This is a genomic window from Pontibacter sp. LHS2, assembly GCF_058932845.1.
The window spans coordinates 683,649-703,572 of sequence record NZ_JBZYWG010000001.1; the positions used below are offsets into that span (position 1 = coordinate 683,649).

Sequence of the window (19,924 nt, forward strand, 5' to 3'; positions counted from 1 at the left end):
AAGACTTATACTAATACAATCTCTTCTCCATTAATTGTGGCTTGCCTAATTCTAATATCTTTTAATTCAACAGGTAGAGCCTCTCTAATTTGCTCCTTCCATTCTTCAGGCATATTTGCGCCTAGGATGATTTCCGTATAGGCTTCTGGTGGTATTTCTACTAATCTATCCTCTGTAGTAAGAGGCTGAGCCATATTTGACAGGAACGTTCTATATTCGTCTTCAAAAGACCACTTCTTATGCTTACAAAATATTTGAAATGCTAATTGCTCGTCATAAGAATGCTTGGGTGAAGGGAATATGATCGGGATTTCATCATGATAAAGAACAGCGCCTCCACCTCCTAAAAAATCAAATAAAATTTTGGGGTCAAACCCTACACAAAAACCAGAATGCTTTTTACTATAGTAGTCCCACATTGTATAACTATCAGGATGTTCAGTTAGACAAAGAATGCCGATACGTCGATCAAAGTCTTCAGCCTCTATTTTTTGAAATTCTGCTATACGTTTTGGGTTTGCGAAAGCAGAATTTGGGTATTGCTGTATTGCTTTTTGTCTATAATAATGTTGTGGTTTACCTGGCTCTTTTGCCTTTATTGCCCTTACACCAAATTCTATTCTTTCATTGTATGTTAAAAGATCATACCTGATTGGAATTTTACAATCATAGGGGTCCTCAAAACCACTTGGTGGAGGGAAAAAAACCTCTCTCTTAGTTATTATATTTTGATGATATTGATTGTCCCATTCTCTATACTTATATAAAGTGTTTGGATACGGAGTTTCTTCTTTGTTGATAATTTTTTTATTGATTAACTGCATAAACCAATTTAACTGTTTGAGGAATACATTAGGATTAAGAAAGCTCAAATATAATTCTTACCAGCAAAGTCGATAAGTAGAGATTAGCTTACACTTTAGCCTAAAACTTTATATTTCATGTCAGGGTAATAGTTTTCAACCTCTTTGATAGATGACATTTTAAGGAATTTGTCTGCACCGTGATCGGAATATGCCTGACCGTTAGTTATCAAACAGTTTGCATTCAATTCTTTTAAAGCATCAAACTTTATGTCACTTGTCTTACCCCTTAAAGAAAAAATATCAACAATTGTTCTGAACTTATACACCTCAGTTTTTGAAAGTCTACTTCCGCTACCATCCTGGAATTTTGCATCGAGAATAATTAGTAAATCCTCTTCGTTTGGATCATCTCCAGCTTCAGCTCTTTGAAATGATATATCTGGATGATTCTCTTCTGTCTCATATTCGCACTTGATCATCGTCCCTGCACAAATCTGAAAAGCTAATTCTCCATCTATATATGCATCAAATCTTGGTTTACCTTTTTTCTTTGCGGCAGCTTGAGGAAATTTAAATTCAAACTTACCTGAACCGGGTACAAACCTTATTTCATAATTTTTAGTTAAATCAGCAACTATAGAGATATAGCAATAAAATTCATAAATGTAATTTAAGTTATCTCTTTCCTCCTCCTTTGGTAAAACTGGTGCAATAACTTCTTTTGTATTATGCCAAACAGAAGCTTCAGACAGAAGAGAAGAATATGAATTAATATCTTCTAGTAATTCTTTTATGCTCTTAGGTCTATTGGCCATGTTTCTTTACTAAATATGGTGTTAAATCTCTCCTCTACTTTCGAATTTTGTTCTATCATCCGATCAATTAATTTGAGAATGTTAGTGTTATCCTCCAGTTTAAAAAGTTCTCGAAAATAATATGCCTGATGGTGAATTTCATTTCCTTCATGGCCTTTAGGATGCATAAGACCTATATTTTTATGCGGTACAATATCATCTAACCGTTTTGTTAGAATGTTGTCTGTGGCTACAAGTAACCTCCCCAAACTCAGAATCCTTCTGTCAATGTATTTATAGAGAAAATCCAAAGCTTTCGTAAGAGGTACTTCTTTGAAGTCTATAGTTTCAAAGTTGTCCATTGACATTAGCATAAACTCTAATTTATTTTGACGAGGTAAGGAATTAACTAATTTGCCAAATGCTGTGCGGGCAGCATAAACCCATCCATTAACTATTGTTTCATAGTCATCTTTAGTTAAACCTCTGTATTGAGACTGGAAATGGACTTCTGGCTTGGCAAATCTGTAAACAGAACGAATGCTATATTCTAAATCACGCAACAAATTGTTACCCTCAATTGGCTTTTCAATTTCTAGCTCATAGGTATATAAATATTTATCTCTAGGAGGTGGTAAATTCTTTCTTTCGCTTTTGAGGTATTCCTCATAAGTAGGTTTTATAGTTTTAGTACCTATGAAAGAATTTATAAATCCCTGTCCCTTAAATTGAAGATCATTTTCCACAGGACTCATCATTATAATTAGATCTCCTGCATTAATGCCTAAATCCTCTGTTTTGCTCAGAATAGAGGTTGTTAGCTTTGATCCTGGTTTAGAAACAGAGCCATTGTTCAAATATGTTACTTCAACATATTTGGTATTTATAGCCCATGCATACATTAGTTGGATTTCATCTTAAGTTCTTAAGTTTTTCATTACAAACTAAACCCAATCCCCTCCAGATTCTCCCGAATCCGCTTCTCCAGCAGGGCGCTTTCCTCAAACTGAGCGGCCAGTTCGGTGGTCAGCAGCTTCATTTTCTCTTCAAACGGAACGCCGTCGTCTTCCTCGGCTTCGGAGCCCACGTAGCGGCCCGGAGAGAGCACGTAGTTGTTGGCGGCCACTTCGGCTAAAGTAGCGGCCTTGCAGAAACCTTCGGTGTCGGAGTAGCTGCCGCCAATGTTGCGCCAGGTATGGTAGGTGTCGGCAATGCGGGCCACGTCGGTATCTTCGAACACGCGCAGGCGGCGGCTGGCCATGGTACCCAGTTTGCGGGCATCTATAAAGAGGATCTCGTTTTTGCGCTCGCGGTGCTCGCCGTCGCGGCCGTCGCGGTTCTTGCTCAGAATAAAGATACAGGCCGGTATGCCGGTGGTCAGGAACAGCTTGTCGGGCATCTGCACAATGCAGTCTACCATGCCTTGCTGTATCATGTGCTCGCGCACGTTCTTTTCGCCGGCGCTTCCGGTGGTCATGGCGCCGTTGGCCATCACCACGCCCGCTGTGCCGCGCTCCGAGAGGTGGTGCCACAGCGTCTGGAACCACATGTAATTGGCGTTGCCGGGCGTGGTAAAGGTATCTTTGGTTCCGAAGAGGCGCGGGTCGTTGTCGGGCAGCAGCTCGGGGTGCCAGTTGCTGATGTTGAACGGCGGGTTCATGAGGGCGTAGTCGGCCTTCAGGTCGGGGAAGCGGTCCTGCAGCAGCGAGTCGCCCAGCTTCACGTCGAAGGAAAGGTTGCGCAGCAGCAGGTTCATTTTGCAGAGGCGCAGCGTGCCTTCGTAGCGCTCCTGTCCGTAAATGGAGATGTCGTTTTTATCGCCGCCGTGCGCCTGCAGAAATTTGAGACTCTGCACAAACATACCACCCGAACCGCAGGCCAGGTCCATGATGCGGCCTTTGAGCGGCTCCAGCATTTCCACGAGCAAACGCACCACCGAGCCTGGGGTAAAAAACTGCCCTGCACCGGAGCCTTCGGCCATGGCAAACTTGCCGATGTAGTACTCATACACGCGGCCGTAGATGTCGGACTCAGGGTTGTTGATCTCGGAGAACTTCTCTTTGGAGAACAGGTTGATGAGCCCGGCCACCTGCGTAGGGGAGAGCTGGCTCTTCACGAAGATCGGCTCCAGCACGCCTTTGTAGTCGGGGTTGCGCTTGCTCAGGATCTCATCTATCAGCACAAAAGCCTGGTCCACCTTCACCTTAATGTCGTCCTGCTCGGCGTTCTCGCGCAGGTAGGTCCAGGTAGCTTCTTTTGGCAGGCGGTATACATTCTTTACCTGGTACTCCAGCTCGTCTTCCAGCACAGCGCTCAGGTAGCTTTCCTGCTCAGGCTGGGGCAGCGACGCAAAATCTTGCGTCAGTACAGGTATACCGTATTGTTCTGGGTCTTCAAAAAACGAGAGCTGCAGCTCCTGCTTGCGTATCTCAAATCGCTCGGAGAGGTGCTTTAAGAACAGCAACGAGAGCACATAGTCTTTGTACTGGTTCTCGGCTACAGCACCACGCAGTTCGTTGGCAGCATTCCAGAGTTCGTTTTCAAAATCTATATCCGCTTTAGCTTTAGCGGCAGGGGTATTATTCTTGGCCATGTAAGGGTGTACTCGGTGTTGAAACAAAGGCTCAAGATAGGGAAATATGTAGAATGTTAGGAGGAAAAATATAGATTATTTGAAATATTTAAGCTGCTTATTCCTATCTTTTCGGACAGTATAGCTATAAGGCGCTTTTAATCTTCTGTTTGCCTTATTGAAGGCACTTAGCTAGTTGAAATCCACAGGTCTTACACTTAAGTTCTCACTTTTATTTTAGACACACGATATGCACAAGCAAACACACAGTTTACCAGCCCTGATCTCTTTCTTCATACCTGGCTTAGGCCAGCTGATCAAAGGCCATGTATTGAAAGGTATATTCATCTGGATATTTGGCGGGATTCTGACTTTCTTTTTCTGGTGGACGATCATCATCCCATTCATTTTGTGGGCCTGGAATGTGTACGATGCCTATAATTCATAATCTGTAAAGGCATCTTATAACGCATTCAGATTTCTCCTTTTGTCGAAATGACAGGGAGAAGGGATTCATTACTTTAAGCAATGGCAATCATACACATAACGCGTATGATGAGCTATGTGATTGTCAACCAATTGGATATCCTGCTGCAGCTGTTCTCGCTATAAATATTTCTGGATACAACTTCTGATGCGGTTAGCTGAAAACCCATTGGAATGTCTGGAATCTTTCAAAAACCACGTTGTGCAGCGCCTGCCAGTTATGTAAATAAACGGCATGCACTTGCAGGAGCGTATACTTAGTAGAAAGGCATCCTTACCGGGGATGATCGTTTGGTTCCTCAAAACCAAAACGCTATGAAAACGCTTCTAGTCCTTTTGCTCTTCTTGTTGATGGGACAGTTCTCCCTGCCCCTGCACGGACAAAAACGTCGTCCCCCCATCATCGACATGCACCTGCACGCTGATCTTCCTCCTTACGAGATCAAAGAGGGAGAACCTGCTCTCTGCCGCCCGGAACCTTGCAAGGGGGAGGGGCGAGCTACAGCAAACCACGACGAAACATTGCGTCAAACGCTGGAGATCATGGATCGCTACAACATCGTAAAGGCGCATTTGAGTGGGCTGGACCCTAAGATCCTGGCAAAATGGGTACAAGCTGCCCCGGATCGTTTTATTGTAGCACCCTTTGTCTTTCAACCTGACCAGGCACAACTAGCGGATCTCAGAAAGATGTATGCAAAGGGGTTTTATGGCGGCATGGGAGAGATCGCCACACAACTCAACGGCATCGCACCCAACGATCCAAAACTGGCGCCTTATTTTGCCCTGGCCGAAGAGCTTAACCTGCCCACGCTCATACACACGGCAGGCATAGGTCCTTATCTGCCCGGTTTTCGCTCAGCTGCCGGTAGTCCGCTTTTGCTGGAAGATGTATTGACCCGCCACCCGAAGCTCAGGCTCTATGTAGAAAACACCGGATATCCCTACCTGGATGACATGGTGGCGATGATGTACCAGTACCCGCAACTATACGGGGATCTGTCTACCATAACCTGGGTAATTCCCAGGTCAGCTTTTTACGATTACCTGCAACGCCTTATGCAAGCCGGCCTCGGCAAAAGGCTGATGTTTGGCTCGGACCAGATGCGCTGGCCTGAAAAGATTGAAAAGGGAATTCAGGCGATTGAGGAAGCTGACTTTCTGACGGAGGAACAGAAAAGGGACATCCTGTATAACAATGCCGCCCGGTTTCTTGAGCTCTAAGCATCTTTTTTCAGAGCGTTTTATCTGTAGATGCTGATCTGCACAGTGCTAACCGATTAGTGAAATGTTTAGAGTTAGCTCAAAAAAAGCCCCAACACAACCTGTGTTAGGGCTTTCTGTTTTTTTAAGTATTATACCTGTTAGTTGGCCACTTTTTCATTTTCTTCTTCCTGCACATAGGCTACCTGCTCTTCTTCGCGTCTGCCTCTGAACCACTTCAGCAGGGCACCGCCACCGGCCGCAAGGGCCACGGCGATCACTTTCCAGAACTTAAGCAGGGCGGCGAAGAACCCTACTTTGGTCAGCACTTTTCCGGCTACCAGACCACTCAGCGTCCAGGCGGCTACTTCGTCTACGTTCGGGTCAAAGTCAAAATAGCTGTGTCCCTGCTCAAAGTTCACACTGCTGGTAATCATAGGGAGATTGGCCTTTACTTCCGGCAAATCTTCCATGTCGGCAATCGCATTTAGCATCAACACACCCTTACGACCCAGTATGCGGATGTTGTAGTTCAAGGTATGGTCCTGCATCTCACCAAAGCGTAACTCCTTCGCCCAGTGCAGGATTTTTTTCTCGTTGTCATAGTACGGGCTGGAGGCCCAGCCAATCAGCTGTATGGGTTCGTAGCCGTTGGACTGGCGCATGGCATTGCCATCAAGCGTTTCCTGTTGCATGGTGCTGAGCAGCTCCGAGTAGTTGATGTCATTGGCATCGGCGTCTTTCACATAGCCAATTTCGTCAAACTCAATGTCGAATACCCAGGTGTTATCGGCCAGCACGCCACGGTCTTCCGGCAGCAGCATACCCAGCGTAGTACCAGAAGCCGGGTTCCCCCACAGCTGCGTCAGTACAAACTCCGACTGTTCTGCATCGAGGTATTTAAAACCCTTCGGCACGTTGATTTTGGCAAGCCCGTTACCGAGTGTGATTTCGCCATACTGGTAAGTGAGCGATGCTTCGATCTCCTGTATTTGGAGCTGCGTGGAATCTACGGCTGTTTCCGCCTGGGCAAAAGAAGTGAGGGCACTCAGGAAGAGTGCAATGGTGAAGTAAACTTGTTTCATATAAACTATTAAAGGTTGAAAAATGCAGCTTAGGTACTAAAAGGAGAATGCTGATGCCGCATGGCTGCAACAGGATCGGGGACCAGAACCCTTCTGAAAGAGGGTAGATGGTGCTATAAAAATGGGTGGTGTATTTGGGTAGCTAAAAGTAAAAAATTAATCCAATAGGGCAACGGTCACCTTTAAATATTTTAAAAATGCTTAATGCTGCAAAGCGGTCAAGGCTCAGTAGGTATACCTGGTAAAATCACACACCTCTTCATCACAAAGCAGCTGCCGGAGCTCGTGGTCCTGCAACACCTGCGTATAATCCATCCACTTGCCGTCAACCTTTAGCTTCCGGTGTATGAGCCGGATGCCATGACTGTAATCTACATACCAGTTAATGTGCCCGGTATAGAGCGGCTGTATGGGTTTGCCGTACTGGCGGTGCCAGCCATAAATGGCGACCCGGTTCGGGCGTGTGTCCTGGCTCACTTTGCTGCTGATCACAACATCTTTCTTGATACCTGCAATCAGTCCTTTGCGTCCCTGGCGCTGTCCTTCGATCATGAGGTGGTGGTGGTAAAAGGTCGGTGTGCTGTCGCGGAGGGCGTAGAGCGGAAGCGGCTCCAATTTGACTGTGGCCTGCCGGTAGATGGCATCTACCATTTTTCGGGTTGGCAGAAAGCAATCCAGGCTATCGGCTAATTGCTGTGCGGCCATGGGCGTCAGCGGTATGCGGGCCCAGTTGGTTTCGTTCCCGATGCTCACATAGTCCGGACTGGCATAGAAGATAGCCTGTATCGTTTTGCCATTCGCTCCGGTAGTCGTGACAGGTATGGCCACGAATTTCTGAAAGAAGGCAGGCACATTGCCGCTCAGTACTTCCCGCACGGTCAGCGAATCGCGCTGTTGCCAGGTATAGGCGGCCGCTTGCTGGTAAAAGGCAGAGCCCGACAAAGCAGTGGCAGGGCGAGCTGGGAGCCTAAGTTGGCCTGGTACGGTACAGGAGAAAGAGAACAGCAAAAAGCAAAAGTAGAGGAGTCGTTTCATCTTTTGGTCAGTCGCCAAACAGGGATTTTTAGCTAGGTATCAAGATAGAAGTTTTATAGTCGCCTCATCTGCAATGCCTTACGTATTATACTGAGAAACTTTCTGTAAACTAGTCGGTTATCCCTACAAATCCAAAGGGTTTCGTCTTCATGTTTTATACCTAAATGCAAAAGAACTATGACACCTAAAACCGCTCTCGCTTTATTACTTGCAGGCTCAGTCGCTTATTTCTGTATTGAAATGGTGATCGACTAAAGTTGCATCGGCCTTGCTAGGAACTGTTTCCCGAAGTGACTGACAAGTCTGCTGCCTTGCAGATACTGGAAGGACTTATTGAATCTAGGGCAGTGTTTGATTTAGCCTGCCGCGCACCGCTTTTCCATAACTGAATAACACCACCAGCACCACCAGGGCCACAACTGCCAAACTGATCCAGGCTGTGGTAATGATCTGCGGGCTCTCTGCTGCATTCAGTTCGCGATGTTTGAGGATAATGCCGTAAAGCGCCCATATACCGACCAGACCCACAAAGGGGTTGGTGCGGCTGAAGACCACGAACACCACGATCAAGGTGGCTGCTACAATCATAATATTCGTCCAGTCTCCTGCGCTCACTCCAAAGCCATCCCACCCTAAACCCACCAAAGCAGAGCTGATGTTGGCGACTGTCGCGATGATGATCCAGCCAAAGTAAAGGCTTAGCGGTACCTGCGTAAACCAGCGAGAGGCTGCCGAGCGGCTCGCGTCAAAAATGCCCAGTCGTATGTGAATGGCCAGTAGCGTGACCAGCTGAATCAGGATCAGCCCCACCGAAAGTAGCAGCCGCTCGTTTACCCAGGCAATGGTCCAGGCGCCGGTAGCCAGGTTGTTGAGCATGAACAGAAAGCCAAGACGCTTCAGGTCCACGTTGGCCTCGTGCAGGGCAGGCTCCTTAAAGGCTTTCATGATGTGGTAGATGCAGAAGGCAGAAAGGCCCAGGTAGATGACGCCCCATATGGAGAAGGTGATTCCCGCCGGGGTGAACAGTGCCGGATACTTCGCTGACACCTCGCCGATGGTCTGGCTATTGAAAATCTCCAGCTGCGTGAGTTGCGAGGGCACCAGGTGCAGCAGAAAAAACACAGTGTTCAGGATGGCAAGAGTCTTGACGTTTTTCATGGGTTGTAGCGCCTTTTGGTACGTTTGTTCTCTCTACGCATGCAGACCTCTTTCAGCCAAAAAGCCTCTTTTTTCGTTATGCTTAGCTGACAGCTATTTCTATACCTGGATGGGTGTAATGCAAGACGAAACTATGACAAAAGACCTCAACGGCAAAACCATCATCATCACAGGCGGAAGCTCCGGCATTGGCGCGGCTGCCGCCCGGATCCTGCGCCAGAAGGGAGCACAGGTGGTGATCACAGGGCGCTCCGACGAAACCAAACGACTGGCAGAAGAGATCGGGTGCGACTATTACCTGGTGGACTATACCCGCTTTTCAGAAGTGCGTGCTTTTGCGCAAAAGCTGCTGGAGCAGTATCCCCGCATCGATGTGCTGGTCAACAACGTGGGCGGGATCATTGCCGACAGAAGGGTGACAGCAGATGGCCACGAAATGACACTGCAGGTAAACCACCTGTCCGGCTTCCTGCTGACGCATTTGCTCCGGGAACGGCTGGAAGCCTCCAAGGCCATCGTGATCAATACCTCCAGTGCTGCTAACCTGATGGGGCGTATCAACTTCGATGACCTCGAAAGCCAAAAGAATTACAAGAGTTTCCGGGCCTACGGCGCCGCCAAGCTGATGAACATCCTGCATGCCATGGAGATCAGCAGACGCTTCAAAGGCGTGTGGGCCGCTTCTTTCCACCCGGGGGTAGTGGAGACTGGTTTTGCGCGGGAAGGAGGGAGCACGGTCAAGTGGCTGTACGAGTCAACGATCAAGCGCTTTTTCATGATCACCCCCGAACAGGGAGCCGATACCCTGATCTGGTTGATCAGCACCACGCCGGGCAAAGACTGGCAGGATGGGCAGTACTATTACAAATGCAGACCCGGCCGCAAGAATCCGCAGGTAGCAGCAGGTATAGCCAGTAAACTGTGGGAGGAATCGGAGCGACTAACCGGGGCTAACCAGCAGCAACAAGTATAGTATTTACTTGAACAGATAAATGAACCAAGATATGAAAACAGCACTCGTAATAGGCGCCACCGGTCTGGTGGGAAAACAACTGGTACAGCAGCTACTGGCAGATGAGCGATTCAACAACGTGATCGTATTCGGTCGCCGCTCCTTAGGTATAGCCGACACCAAACTACAGGAGCATCTGATCGATTTTGACAAGCCCGAAGAATGGCAGCACCTAGTGAAAGGCGACGTCTTTTTCTCGACGCTGGGCACCACGCTCAAGCAGGCAGGCGGTCAGAATGAGCAGTACAAAGTAGATTACCATTACCAATACAAATTCGCTGAAGCCGCCGCTCAGAATGGTGTGCCAACCTACGTGCTGGTCTCTTCCTCCGGTGCCAGTCCGGACTCGATGATCTTTTACTCCCGCATGAAAGGTGCGCTGGAGGAAGCTGTGAAGAAGCTCGAATTCAAAAGCATCAATATCATTCAGCCCGGTCTGCTGCATGGCGACCGCAAAGAGAGCCGTACCGGCGAAGAGATAGGCTATAAGGTGATGCACTTCTTCGACAAACTAGGTATAGCCGGCAAGTATAAACCCTACGAAGACAGGGTAGTGGCGCAGGCCATGGTCAACGCAGGTATAGCCGCCCAGCCCGGCGTCCATACCTATACCTTAGGCGAGATATTTCAGCTGGCTGAGCGGGAGCACCTGAGTCGCTAGTTGTTTTCTTTATGGCGCAAGCTTCCACGCTCGTGTCTACTAGGGGGAGGCCTCTGGTCTCGTACCACTTGTTTGTCATTTCGCCAGCATGGAGAAATCTGGTATAGGCTATCTAACCTCCAGTAATCCAGCGCTCTCCGTCATGTCGGGTTGGCAATCCCGGATTCGTTCGTGTTTAAACATTATCAAAAGGTCAACTTTTTGGTCAGCACCTTCTGATTCCTTAACCTTTATATAGCCTTCTCTTAATATTGGGGTAACCTGTTCAAAATAGCTTTGCGGTAGTCAAACAAACACTATCGCTATGCTATTAAAAACTTCTACACTTTTGAAACGGCACCTGCCCGCTTTGCTGCTTTTGCTGCTTTGCTGTCAGCTGGCCGTGGCACAGTCTCTGTCGGTACAGGGCAAGGTAACCGACGAACAAGGCACGGGCCTGCCAGGTGCCAGTGTGGCCGTAAAGGGCACAACGAATGGCACCATCACCGACGGCAACGGCAATTACAAACTAAATGCCCGCAGCGAAGCGGATGTGCTGGTGGTTTCCTTTATCGGTTATGTTCCGCAGGAAAGACCAATCGGAAACCAGGAGTTCATCAACATTCAACTGCAGCCCAACCAGAACCAGTTGAGTGAAGTCGTGGTGACTGCCTTAGGTATAGCCCGTGATCAGAAAGCCCTGGGTTATGCCGTGTCAAAGGTAGAAGGAGAGGAGATCCTAAATGCCCGCTCCAATAACTTTGCAAGTGCACTCTCCGGCAAGGTGGCCGGTCTTAACCTGACTTCGCCGGGCTCTGGTCCTGTGAATTCAGTGCGCATTTCGCTGCGTGGTGACAACTCCATGGACCCAAACAAGAATAATGCGCTGATCGTGCTGGACGGTGTACCGATGAATAGCGGCATGACCAGTTCAGGTGTGGGCAATGCCTACGGTGCCGGCTCCGGCAACGACGTGCCGATCGACTTTGGCAACGGCATCTCCGACATCAATCCGGATGATATCGAAAACATCACCGTACTAAAAGGTCCTGCTGCCGCTGCCCTCTACGGAAGCCGTGCGGCCAGTGGCGCTTTGATCATTACCACGAAGTCTGGCAAACGAAACAAAAAAGGCCTGGGGCTGACAGTGAACACCAACCTGAGCTTCAACGATGTGCTGCGCTGGCCGGATTATCAGTATGAGTACGGCCAGGGAACAGGCCGTGCCTTCAACAAAGAGGGTAACTTGTACTACTCCTATGGTGCCTCTGCAGACGGCGCCAACACAGGGGGTACCAGTAGCGCCTTCGGTCCGAGATTCGATGGCCAGTCTTACTACCAGTATGACCCAACCCTGGAAGGACAGTCAGCGGAGCGTCAGCTATGGAGACCTTACAAAGACAACATCAAAGGCTTCTGGCGCACAGGCTCTACCATCACCAACAGCGTGGCCCTGGAAGGCGGCAACGACAAGGGGGGTGCAAGAGCTTCTATCACGCACTCCAAGAATGAGTGGATCATGCCGAACACGGGCTTCGAGCGCATCACGGCTGCCCTTAGCCTGAACTACCAGCTGGCCGAGCATCTGAAACTGAGCTCGAAGGTGAACTTCACCAATAAACAGAGTGACAACCTGCCCGCCACTGGTTATAACAACCAGTCCATCGCTTACTTCATGATCTTCCAGAACCCGAACGTGGACCTGGATTGGTATGCGCCGATCTGGAAAAAAGGGCAGGAGCAGATTGACCAGGTACACCCCTTCAGCTCGTTCATCGACAATCCCTACCTGATCGCCTACGAGATGACCAACGCGCAACGCAGCTATGGTACCGTGGGCAACCTGGCCGCTACGTACGAGATCTCGCCTAAGTTTGAGGTGATGCTGCGCTCAGGTGTGGATATGCGCAACGAAGACCGCCAGCAGCGTCGTCCGTATAGCACGGCTAACTTCCAGCGTGGTTATTACAAAGAGCAGAACATCTTTAACTACGAAGTGAACACCGACGGTCTCTTTACTTTCCGAGACAAGCTGTCGGACCGCATTGACCTGCGTGCCTCGGTGGGCGGCAACCTGATGGCCCGCAAGTATAAGCGGGTAGAAGGCTACGTGGACCAGCTGAACATTCCGGGCGTGTACAAGCTAACCAATGGCGTGAGCAACCCGATGATGAACACGGTGAGCAGCAACAAAAACGTAAACAGCGTGTATGCCTTCACCTCCCTTTCTTTTGAAGATAAGATCTTCCTGGACCTGACCGGCCGTAACGACTGGTCGAGTACCCTGCCTGCGCAGAACAACTCTTTCTTTTATCCATCGGTGAGCTCTAGCTTTATCTTGAGCGACCTGCTCACATTGCCACGTCAGGTATCTTATGCCAAGTTGCGACTGTCACTGGCGCAGGTGGGTAACGACACAGACCCATACCAGACGCAGAAATACTATGGCCGCAGTGAGTTCCCGGGCTCTGCCACGGTACCCACCACGCTGCACAACGACCACTTCAAGCCGGAGATAACGACCAGCTACGAAGCCGGTTTGGAGTACATGCTCTTCGGTGGCCGCATTGGTATGGACGTAGCCGTGTACCGCAACCTGACCCGCAACCAGATACTGGAAGTGCCACTGGACCCAACCACAGGGTATAGCCGTGCCGTGCTGAATGGCGGCGTGGTGCGCAACGAAGGGATTGAACTGGCCCTGAACCTGCGTCCGATCGATATGGGCGACCTGAAGTGGAAGAGCACCATCACTTGGGCTCGTAACCGAAATAAGGTAATTGAACTCGCCGAAGGCCTGACAGACCAGCAGGTGATCGGGGTAGGAGGTAATGCTTCTATCATTGCCAAAGTAGGCGGCACGACAGGTGACATCTACGGCTTCGGCTTCATGCGTGCCCCGGACGGACAGATCATTTACAACATCAACGGTCTGCCAGCGCGTCCTTCTGAGATCCAGTACATCGGCAATGCTTACGCCGACTGGAGAGGTGGTTTTATGAACGAAGTGAGCTACAAGAACTTCCGCTTGAACGTGCTGCTCGACGGGCAGTATGGTGGCATCATCTACTCCCAGACGCACCACAAAATGAGTGAGCAGGGCAAGCTGAAGCACACACTACGCGGTCGTGAAGACGGCTTCATCATTGGCGAAGGGGTGGTAGACAACGGCGACGGTACATTCTCGCCCAACACGACCAAAGCCAGTTTGCCAGACTTCTATGGTGACTACTACCGTCGTGCCAATGTGGAGTCCAATTCGTTTGACGCCTCATACCTGAAGCTGCGTGAGCTTCGCCTGGAGTATAGCCTGCCGAAAGCCCTGACAGCCCGCACCAAAGTGCTGCAGGGTGCGAGCGTGGCCCTCTACGGACGTGACCTGGCCATGATCACCAAGTTCCCGATTTTCGATCCGGAAACAGCCGCCCTCAACGGATCTACTATCCTGCCGGGCGTGGAAATGGGCCAGTTGCCAACGCCACGCACCTTCGGCATGAACCTGACCTTGAAGCTGTAGTCTTTCCCCACCATTTTTGAAGAGCTTAACAAGATGACAACCATAAAGAAAAAGTTTTTAGCAATCGCCCTGGCCCTGAGCTGTGTCAGCGTATCCTGCACCGACGAGTTTGAAGAACTCAACATTGACCCAAACCGCATCGAGCGCATCAATCCGGGCACTTTGCTCAACCCGATCGTGTACGAAATGGCCAGTTTCAATGCCTCGCGCAGCAATGGCTTTTCATTCGACCTGATGCAGGTGTCGCTGCCTTTTCCGAGTGCCTCCGGTGGCATCCACCGCTACAATCTGACCGAGAGCTCCGGCAACAGTACCTGGAACACCTACTACCGCTGGATCACCAACCTGAAGGAAATGCAGGTGGCAGCAGAGGCGGCGAACGAACCGAACTACCAGGCCGTGGCCCTAACACTGAATGCCTGGGTTTACTCGCTCCTGACAGACAGTTTCGGCGACGTGCCGATGGAAGAAGCCGCCCGAGGGGACGAAGGCATCTTCTATCCGAAGTTCAACACACAGCAGGAGGTATACACCAAGATCCTGGCGGACCTGGAAATAGCGAACAACCTGTACGACTCGGGCAGACCGATGGTGTATGGCGCGGATCTACTGTACAACAATAACATCGCAAACTGGCGACGCTTCACCAATTCCCTGCGACTGCGCCTGTTGTTGCGCGTGTCGAAGCGGGGTGAGATGAATTCATTTGCCAAGATGACCGAGATGCTGAACGATCCGGCTAAATACCCGGTGTTTACCCGCAACGAGGAAGCTGCCATTCTGAACATCACAGGCGTGACGCCTAACCTGTCGCCCTGGGGGCGTGCCATTGACTTCACGACCTTCCGGGCTGCGTCGAAATTCTTCATCGACAACCTGGTCGCTTTCAATGATCCGCGTTTGGCGAAGTTTGCCACTCAGGCCCGCTCCAAGGACGGCAGCACCACCATCGGTTACAAAGGTATACCAAGCGGCTACGGCGGCAGCGATTCCCAGTTCGATTACCAGCCTTCTAACCTGAACATTGCATTAGCCACCGCCCCGATGAAAACCCTGATCATGACCTATGCCGAGGTGGAGCTCATCAAAGCCGAGCTGGCCCAGCGCGGCATAACCGGTGGCGATGCGAAGTCGCACTACGAGAACGGGGTGAAAGCTGCCATCACACAGTGGGGCGCCACGGTACCGGCTAACTACTTCGAAAACGAGGCGGCTGCTTACGATGGCACCCTTGAGCGCATTATGCTGCAGAAATACTACGCCCTGTTCTTCAACGACAACCAGCAGTGGTTTGAGTACCGCCGCACCGGTTTGCCGGAGTTGCCAAAAGGAAGCGATATGCTCAACAACCAGATCCTGCCGGTGCGCTTCCGCTACCCGACTACCTTGCAGACCAACAACCTCGAAAATTACCGTAAGGCAGTCGAGTCGATGGGCGGAGACGACATCAATACCAAAGTTTGGTGGGAAAAATAAGCAACAACCTGCTATGAAAACGGGGAGTCGGCGCTGTACAGGTGCTGGCTCCTTTTCATGCACAACCATACATCTCTTATGTCTCAGAAAAGAAGAACTTTCCTCAAATCTCTCGGCCTGACAGGTATAGGCCTGACGCTGGCCCCCAATATCCTGCAAGCCAAACCGGCTATACCTGCCCGCGGCAAAGACCTGAGCACATTCAGCCTGAGTGGCAAGGTACATGCTAATGGCAAAGGTATAGCGGGCGTGTCCGTGACCGATGGCATCAACGTGGTGACCACCGACTCTGCTGGCCGCTACGAACTGCTCAGCAACGCCACTGCTGACTTTGTATACCTGTCCATCCCGCGTGGCTACGAGTTTGAAAACGAAAAAAGCATTACCCGTTTTTACAAAAGGATCGTGCCCCAGCGCGGTCGTTTCAAGGCGGACTTTGAGCTGAAGCGCCTGGCGCAGGACGATACCCAGCACAACTTTGTGGTCTGGGCCGATCCGCAGATCATCTCCAAAGATGATGCTGAGCAACTCAAGCGTGAGTCTGCACCAGATTTGAAAGCACTGGTAGGCAGCTACCCGCAGGGTACGCTCTTCCACGGCATAGGCTGTGGCGACCTTGTGTGGGACAAGTTCGAGTTATTTGACGATTACCAGGAAGCGCTGGCCATTGCTGGTATTCCATTCTTCCAGGTGATCGGTAACCACGATATGAATCTGGAGGCCCGCACCGACGAGGGCTCAGCTGAGAAATTCAAAGAGCTGTTTGGTCCGACCTATTACTCTTTCAATAGGGGGGAGATTCACTATGTGGTGCTCGACGATGTGTTCTTTATCGGAACTGCCAAGAAGTACATCGGCTACCTGACCGAGCGACAGCTGGCCTGGCTGGAGCAGGACCTGGCTACCGTAAAACCCGGATCTACTGTGGTCGTGAGTCTGCACATACCCGCCTATACCCGCCAGCATGAGCGAAACAAAGAAAAGGAGCCGTCTATAGGGGGTGTGGTATCAAATCGTAAAGAACTGTATCGCTTGCTGCAGCCCTACAAGGCGCACATCATGTCGGGCCATACCCACTTCAACGAGAAGGTGTTTGAAGGCGACAACATCATCGAGCACGTACACGGCACGGTGTGTGGTGCCTGGTGGACCGGCCCGATCTGCTACGACGGTACCCCGAGCGGCTATGGCGTGTACGAAGTGAAGGGCAGTGACGTGCAGTGGTATTACAAATCGACCGGTTTGCCGAAAGAGCACCAGCTGCGGATATACCCGGTAGGTGCTGTGGCCGACAAGCCGGAGCAGGTCGCTGTGAACGTCTGGAACTGGGACCCAAGCTGGAAAGTAGAGTGGCTGGAAGACGGCAAGCGCATGGGCGAGATGACCCGCGAAATCACGTTAGATCCACTCTCGGTTGAGCTGCACGAGGGTGCAGCAAAACCTGCTAAGCATAAGTGGGTGGAGCCTTTGCCAACGGATCATATGTTCTTTGCCAAGCCGACCAGAGCAGCTGCCTCTTTTGCCGTGCAAGTAACCGACCGCTTCGGCAATGTGTACCGCGATGAACTGAAGCTCGCCAAACTGGAAAGCGCTGTTCGCTAGGTATAGCCTGTGATTCAGGTATAGCTTTTCACCTGGATAGGTATAGCGAATAGGTAGACCAGGCATGTGCCAGAACCTTCCCGGAGTTCTGGCACATTTGTTTTGATCAGGTCTCTTTAGGATAGTCTCTACAGGTATAGTATCTGCAGGTATAGCCTACACGCCAAAGTAAAGTTGATTGTCTATTGCAACAAAAGCTTCCGGTCTGCATGGCCTTTTTCGGTGATCAGCTTGAGCAGGTAAATGCCTCTGGGCTGCTTGCTCAGGTCAAGCTTTTCTTTCAGTATACCGGATAGGCTATGCACTTGCTGGCTGAACACGAGTTTGCCAGTCGTATCAAATACCTGCAGAGTGACTTGCGTGGTGCCTGTCAGCTGCGCCTCGACTTGCACAGTAGTGCTGGCAGGGTTGGGGAACAAGCTAATGCCCGTTGCCACATCAACTTCGTTTACATTGGTGCAAACGCTTACCGTTATTTCCTTTTCCAGCGTTGTTGAGCAGCCATTTTGGATAGAGTAGGTATAGCTGATGCGGTGCGTGCCGGGGCCAGCTTCAGCTGCATTGAAGCGCCCGTTCTGCACATGGTTTCCGCTATAGGTTCCACCCACCGGTAAACCACCCGTCAACACGAAATTAGTGGAGGAGGAGCAGACCTGCTGAAAGTCATCCAGCCTGATAATTGGCGGCTCTTTTACGGTAATCAATTTGGTAGCACTGACGCTGCAGCCTTTTTCGCTGTAGGTATAGGTTAAACGATGCATGCCGAGGCCGGATACATTAGGATCAAATGTGCCTTTCGCCTCCGTGCCGGGGCCTGACCAAATGCCTCCCGCCGGACTAAAACCACTTAAGTCGAAGCGGCCGTTGTTCATGCAGGTGGCTTCATCCGGGCCCGCCTTCACCTCCGGCATTGCCTGTACCTGCACATCCAGATAGGTATAGGGAGATTGCCCATTGAAATTCTGCGCCGCCACCCCAATTCGTCCGCTCACAGCACCGAAGCGCACCGAGATCGTTGTAGTTCCTTGTCCCGCTGTAATCTGATAGCCATCCGGTACGGTCCAGGTATAGGCGCCGGCACCGTTTACCGGATTGATGCTATAGCTCACGGCTTCCTGCTGGGCACATACCTGCGTAGGGCCACTAATCACCCCGGGCTTATCCGGTAAAGAGACATGATTGACCAGGCTGGCAATCCGCTTGGTAATGGCGTCGTTGCAAACCATGCAGAAGTGGATAACCTCGTTAGGTGGGGAGAGGTAGCGCATGTTGCAGCGCTGGTGCGGTCGGTACCAGGTAGGGGACTCTTCGTACGGGTATATGCCTACACCTGTATTATTGAGCCATTGCTTCCACTTGACGGTTTGAGGAGAGGAGACTTGTGTCATGTTAGGTCTTTCACGGGCATACTGTGGCCCCGCCCAGTACTCATCAGCCAGGTTGGCGAAGGAGTGACCGATCTCGTGTATGGCGATCTCTTTGGATTGAACGTTGGTCGAACTCGTGGCATAGGCGCCCCCCGAGCCACCGTAATAAGTACTATTGACGAGTATGAACACCTGGTCGTATTCCGGAAAATTATTAGCCAGCACCGCTGAAATGGCCATGTTATTGGTAGGCACGAGCAGACGGTGTATACCACCGTAGTCAAAAGTTGAACCGAAGTAGTTGTCTACCTTGCTTATTGGATGGCCTGATTGGCTGTTCTCATCACTTGCAGTGCCCGGGTGACTGGCCCCGCTTTGATTGGAAGGCACTTTAATGGCAAAGACATTGAAGAAAAGTTTATTTTCTCTGAAAGGGGGTTTGGCAAATACTCCATCCACGGTGCCTTTGACATCCTCTATGTATTTCCCGAGTTCGTTTGCCTGGTAACCATCCCCTAGAAATACAAAATTGATGTACTTGTCAGAGGGGCCGTTATACAGGATCGTATCAACCTGAAACTTCTGTGCCTGGGAAAGCTGCACAAGGCAAAACAGCAGCCAGAAAGTGGTTAATAGTTTTTTCATAGCGTCAGATTGGCGATTTCCTTCAATTCATTGTCTGGCTGCACCTGCTCGATGCGCAGGTGTGTGGAACCCGGGTAATAGGGGGCCCGCAGGGTGAATGTAGCCTGTTGCAGGTGAAATGTTTTCTTTTGTATTTCGCCGGATTGAGCGGCATACTCCAGTGTATTGGCCAAGGGATCAGGTATTGTCGTGGTAAAAAGAACTTGCTCCGCGGCACTCAAAAAACTGCACTGCAAATCGCCGGGGACAGGCTGTTGATCAGGATGTGCCAGGCTCTTCATCCTGCCGTCCGTTACCATCTTCTTCAATACTTTGACTGCTCTTTCTTTCGTCAGACTATCCCGGCTGATCTCCAGATCCAGAAATATAATTTGGGAAGGGGTACTCGCCATAGCCTGTCCGCCAGCCGCTGCAGAATCACTGGAAGGGCCTGAAGTATTGCTTAGTTTACAAGCTGACAATGCTATGATAGCCAAAAAGATAAGTAAATGTTTTTGCATAGGTATAAGTTGAAAAAGCAGGCAAT

General features: G+C 50.2%; 16 protein-coding genes. 7 read left to right on the forward strand and 9 right to left on the reverse strand.

Annotation, left to right across the window (positions count from 1 at the left end; all coding sequences use genetic code 11):
- Positions 1–5 precede the first annotated feature (5 nt).
- From AC5FX6_RS02920 to AC5FX6_RS02935, 4 genes are all read right to left on the reverse strand, one after another.
- Complete coding sequence (locus tag AC5FX6_RS02920; RefSeq protein ID WP_493595532.1) at positions 6–824, reverse strand: DUF2971 domain-containing protein; 819 nt, start codon at positions 822–824, stop codon at positions 6–8.
- A gap of 95 nt (positions 825–919) precedes the next feature.
- A complete protein-coding gene (locus AC5FX6_RS02925; protein WP_493595533.1) occupies positions 920–1,621 on the reverse strand; it encodes a hypothetical protein in 702 nt (233 codons plus the stop codon).
- Entirely contained in the window at positions 1,597–2,502 is a 906-nt protein-coding gene (locus AC5FX6_RS02930) for a hypothetical protein (RefSeq protein WP_493595534.1), read from the reverse strand. Before AC5FX6_RS02930 ends, AC5FX6_RS02925 begins: the two co-directional genes overlap by 25 nt.
- Positions 2,503–2,537: 35 nt before the next feature.
- Complete coding sequence (locus AC5FX6_RS02935; RefSeq protein ID WP_493595535.1) at positions 2,538–4,193, reverse strand: type I restriction-modification system subunit M; 1,656 nt, start codon at positions 4,191–4,193, stop codon at positions 2,538–2,540.
- Positions 4,194–4,422: 229 nt separating this feature from the next.
- Here AC5FX6_RS02935 and AC5FX6_RS02940 point away from each other — a divergent pair, with 229 nt between their 5' ends.
- Positions 4,423–4,620 carry a hypothetical protein gene (locus tag AC5FX6_RS02940; protein ID WP_493595536.1) on the forward strand — a complete coding sequence of 66 codons (198 nt, stop codon included), beginning with the start codon at positions 4,423–4,425 and terminating at the stop codon, positions 4,618–4,620.
- Between the two features lie 353 nt (positions 4,621–4,973).
- Positions 4,974–5,882, forward strand: a complete 909-nt coding sequence (locus AC5FX6_RS02945; protein ID WP_493595537.1) for an amidohydrolase family protein — start codon at positions 4,974–4,976, stop codon at positions 5,880–5,882.
- 140 nt (positions 5,883–6,022) lie between these two features.
- Here AC5FX6_RS02945 and AC5FX6_RS02950 read toward each other — a convergent pair whose 3' ends face one another.
- The 3 genes from AC5FX6_RS02950 to AC5FX6_RS02960 all read right to left on the reverse strand — a co-directional run bounded on the left by AC5FX6_RS02950 (position 6,023) and on the right by AC5FX6_RS02960 (position 9,139).
- Positions 6,023–6,946, reverse strand: coding sequence for a DUF2167 domain-containing protein (locus AC5FX6_RS02950; protein ID WP_493595538.1), 924 nt, complete (start codon positions 6,944–6,946; stop codon positions 6,023–6,025).
- Positions 6,947–7,171: 225 nt separating this feature from the next.
- The gene (locus tag AC5FX6_RS02955) at positions 7,172–7,981 is read right to left on the reverse strand and encodes a hypothetical protein (protein ID WP_493595539.1); all 810 of its coding nucleotides are present in this window, start codon (positions 7,979–7,981) and stop codon (positions 7,172–7,174) included.
- Between the two features lie 339 nt (positions 7,982–8,320).
- Positions 8,321–9,139, reverse strand: a complete 819-nt coding sequence (locus tag AC5FX6_RS02960) for a TspO-related membrane protein (RefSeq protein ID WP_493595540.1) — start codon at positions 9,137–9,139, stop codon at positions 8,321–8,323.
- A 133-nt stretch (positions 9,140–9,272) separates the two neighbouring features.
- On the opposite strand from AC5FX6_RS02960, the gene AC5FX6_RS02965 reads away from it, so the two are divergent.
- From AC5FX6_RS02965 to AC5FX6_RS02985, 5 genes are all read left to right on the forward strand, one after another.
- Positions 9,273–10,112: an SDR family NAD(P)-dependent oxidoreductase gene (locus AC5FX6_RS02965; protein ID WP_493595541.1), complete on the forward strand. Its 840-nt coding sequence runs from the start codon at positions 9,273–9,275 to the stop codon at positions 10,110–10,112.
- Between the two features lie 31 nt (positions 10,113–10,143).
- The gene (locus AC5FX6_RS02970; RefSeq protein ID WP_493595542.1) at positions 10,144–10,812 is read left to right on the forward strand and encodes an NAD(P)H-binding protein; all 669 of its coding nucleotides are present in this window, start codon (positions 10,144–10,146) and stop codon (positions 10,810–10,812) included.
- Positions 10,813–11,140: 328 nt separating this feature from the next.
- Positions 11,141–14,308, forward strand: coding sequence for a SusC/RagA family TonB-linked outer membrane protein (locus AC5FX6_RS02975; protein WP_493595543.1), 3,168 nt, complete (start codon positions 11,141–11,143; stop codon positions 14,306–14,308).
- Positions 14,309–14,341: 33 nt separating this feature from the next.
- A complete protein-coding gene (locus AC5FX6_RS02980; protein WP_493595544.1) occupies positions 14,342–15,784 on the forward strand; it encodes a SusD/RagB family nutrient-binding outer membrane lipoprotein in 1,443 nt (480 codons plus the stop codon).
- A gap of 78 nt (positions 15,785–15,862) precedes the next feature.
- A complete protein-coding gene (locus AC5FX6_RS02985) occupies positions 15,863–17,386 on the forward strand; it encodes a calcineurin-like phosphoesterase C-terminal domain-containing protein (protein WP_493595545.1) in 1,524 nt (507 codons plus the stop codon).
- Between the two features lie 182 nt (positions 17,387–17,568).
- Here the strand turns inward: AC5FX6_RS02985 and AC5FX6_RS02990 are convergent, their stop codons facing one another.
- Positions 17,569–19,398 (reverse strand): M64 family metallopeptidase, encoded by a 1,830-nt coding sequence (locus tag AC5FX6_RS02990; protein WP_493595546.1) that lies wholly within the window; start codon positions 19,396–19,398, stop codon positions 17,569–17,571.
- On the reverse strand, positions 19,395–19,898 hold the full coding sequence (locus tag AC5FX6_RS02995; RefSeq protein WP_493595547.1) for a hypothetical protein: 504 nt from the start codon (positions 19,896–19,898) through the stop codon (positions 19,395–19,397). Before AC5FX6_RS02995 ends, AC5FX6_RS02990 begins: the two co-directional genes overlap by 4 nt.
- Positions 19,899–19,924: the final 26 nt, after the last annotated feature.

Bases quoted from the DNA above. Each gene is read 5' to 3' on its own strand.
- AC5FX6_RS02950 (WP_493595538.1), bottom strand. From the start codon at position 6,946: ATGAAACAAGTTTACTTCACCATTGCACTCTTCCTGAGTGCCCTCACT.
- AC5FX6_RS02990 (WP_493595546.1), bottom strand. From the start codon at position 19,398: ATGAAAAAACTATTAACCACTTTCTGGCTGCTGTTTTGCCTTGTGCAG.
- AC5FX6_RS02930 (WP_493595534.1), bottom strand. From the start codon at position 2,502: ATGTATGCATGGGCTATAAATACCAAATATGTTGAAGTAACATATTTG.
- AC5FX6_RS02960 (WP_493595540.1), bottom strand. From the start codon at position 9,139: ATGAAAAACGTCAAGACTCTTGCCATCCTGAACACTGTGTTTTTTCTG.
- AC5FX6_RS02995 (WP_493595547.1), bottom strand. From the start codon at position 19,898: ATGCAAAAACATTTACTTATCTTTTTGGCTATCATAGCATTGTCAGCT.
- AC5FX6_RS02965 (WP_493595541.1), top strand. From the start codon at position 9,273: ATGACAAAAGACCTCAACGGCAAAACCATCATCATCACAGGCGGAAGC.
- AC5FX6_RS02985 (WP_493595545.1), top strand. From the start codon at position 15,863: ATGTCTCAGAAAAGAAGAACTTTCCTCAAATCTCTCGGCCTGACAGGT.
- AC5FX6_RS02920 (WP_493595532.1), bottom strand. From the start codon at position 824: ATGCAGTTAATCAATAAAAAAATTATCAACAAAGAAGAAACTCCGTAT.
- AC5FX6_RS02980 (WP_493595544.1), top strand. From the start codon at position 14,342: ATGACAACCATAAAGAAAAAGTTTTTAGCAATCGCCCTGGCCCTGAGC.
- AC5FX6_RS02935 (WP_493595535.1), bottom strand. From the start codon at position 4,193: ATGGCCAAGAATAATACCCCTGCCGCTAAAGCTAAAGCGGATATAGAT.
- AC5FX6_RS02945 (WP_493595537.1), top strand. From the start codon at position 4,974: ATGAAAACGCTTCTAGTCCTTTTGCTCTTCTTGTTGATGGGACAGTTC.
- AC5FX6_RS02925 (WP_493595533.1), bottom strand. From the start codon at position 1,621: ATGGCCAATAGACCTAAGAGCATAAAAGAATTACTAGAAGATATTAAT.
- AC5FX6_RS02955 (WP_493595539.1), bottom strand. From the start codon at position 7,981: ATGAAACGACTCCTCTACTTTTGCTTTTTGCTGTTCTCTTTCTCCTGT.
- AC5FX6_RS02970 (WP_493595542.1), top strand. From the start codon at position 10,144: ATGAAAACAGCACTCGTAATAGGCGCCACCGGTCTGGTGGGAAAACAA.
- AC5FX6_RS02940 (WP_493595536.1), top strand. From the start codon at position 4,423: ATGCACAAGCAAACACACAGTTTACCAGCCCTGATCTCTTTCTTCATA.